Here is a 2038-nt window from a genome sequence, read left to right on the forward strand (position 1 = left end):
TCCGTAAAGAATATCATCACCTTGACAACCAGTGAGAGTATCGTTGTCTTCGCCTCCGTACAGGGTATCATTTCCTTCACACCCTCCCAGGATATCTGCTTGTTCGTTACCACTGATAAAATCATTACCTTCACCGCCACATATGGTATCCGAACCCTGGTTTCCAAACAGGTAGTCGTCACCTTGACTACCGAGCATGATGTCGTCACCTTGGCCTCCTTTTAAGGTGTCATTATCCATGTCACCATCGATGAAGTCATTATTTTCATTACCCAGAATCAGGTCATTACCTTCGCCACCATTTAGGGAGTCATTGGCTTTGCCTCCCCAGATTACATCCTCACCCAAGTTGCCCAGAATAATGTCATTATTTTCCTCTCCCAATAGGAGGTCATCACCGTTACCACCGATGATAAAATCATTGCCTTTGTTCCCCTTGAGGATGTCGTGAACGGCTCCACCATATATGTTGTCATCCCCTAATTTACCATCGAATATATGGCCGCTGTTGCTACCTAGGAATTCATCGTTTAGGGCAGTACCTATTTGAATTGGCGATACACCGATTATGGTGTTTTCAACCGGATTCGGTTGGTTTAAGTTGGGATAGTCAATGTCATCGCAGATGCAGTCGTCGTCGGTAATTGTCACCTCACCTGTTGTCGTAGTTCCCAAAACAATACCGCTAGAAGGATTCGAGATTGTGAAAGTACCTGTTTCACTTCCTTCTACCAGCCCATCATCATTGATATTAACGGTAAATGAACCTGTGGTTTCACCGTCAGGAATGGTAATGCTAGCAGGAATGAACCCGGTGAAGTCGTCAGCAGTGGCTGTTCCTGAAAGATTAACATCAACGGTTTGAGCTCCGACAACGGCGCTGGATGCTGTGGCGGTGACGGTGATAGTTGGACTTCCTGTTTCTGTACTTGTGGCTGGGGAAACGAGGAGGTTGACTGTGGGGAAGTCGTCGTCGTCGGTAATTGCCACCTCACCTGTTGTCGTAGTTCCCAAAACAATTCCGCTAGAAGGATTCGAGATTGTGAATGTACCTGTTTCATTTCCTTCTACCAGTTCATCATCATTGATATTAACGGTAAATGAACCTGTGGTTTCACCGTCAGGAATGGTAATGCTAGTAGGAATGAACCCTGTAAAGTCAGCAGCTATCGCAGTCCCTGAAAGATTAACATCAACGGTTTGATCTCCGACAACAGCGCTGGATGCTGTGGCGGTGACGGTGATTGTTGGACTTCCTGTTTCTGTACTTGTGGCTGGGGAAACCGAGAGGTTGACTGTGGGGAAGTTGTCGTTGTCGGTAATTGTGAGTGTCGCAGTTGTATTCTCAACAACTGGATCGAGAAAGTAGTTCCAATTGTTGGTATCGGCAGTGACGTTAACTTTGATTGTTTCCCCTGGGTTGATGATAGCATCATCGACGGGGACGGCATTGAGGACGGCGGTGGTTGCACCCGCGGCAATGGTGAAAGTGTTGGCAGTCACAGCCGTGATATTCGTACCCGCACTTAAGGAGTAGTGACTGGGGTTGGTGGCGGTACTGCCGGTGGTGTTGAAGTTGACGACTAAACCGCCAGAAGGGGCGGGAGTATCGAGGGTAATAGTAAATGTGCCATTAGTGGGGCCTGTTTCGGTGGGGGTAGTGCCTGCTGCGATGCTGACTTTGGGGGTGTTGTTGAGGAGGATGGAGATGGTCGTGCTGAAAGTGCTCGTCACAGCTACATCTGGTTTCCCGTCCAAGTTGAAGTCGCCGATGCTGACTGAATAGGGGAGCCTCCCAGTGGTGAAGTCTACTTTGGGGGCGAAGGTGGGGGTGGTGGATCCTGTGGGGGTGGTGTTGATGAGGATGGAGGTGGTGTAGCTCTCAAAGTTCGCCACAGCTACATCTGGTGAACCGTCGCCGTTGATGTCGCCGACGCTGACTGACCAGGGCTGATTCCCAGTGGTGAAGTCTACTTTGGGGGCGAAGGTGGGGGTGGTGGATCCTGTGGGGGTGGTGTTGATGAGGATGGAGGTGCGG

1 protein-coding gene is annotated in these 2038 nt (G+C 49.6%); it reads right to left on the minus strand.

Annotation, left to right across the window (positions count from 1 at the left end; translation table 11 throughout):
- Nucleotides 1–2038, minus strand: a 2038-nt coding sequence (locus tag VF632_RS08240; protein WP_331022397.1) for an FG-GAP-like repeat-containing protein, incomplete at both ends; no start/stop codon positions are given.

The organism is Longimicrobium sp., from assembly GCF_036388275.1.
Taxonomy (GTDB): domain Bacteria; phylum Gemmatimonadota; class Gemmatimonadetes; order Longimicrobiales; family Longimicrobiaceae; genus Longimicrobium.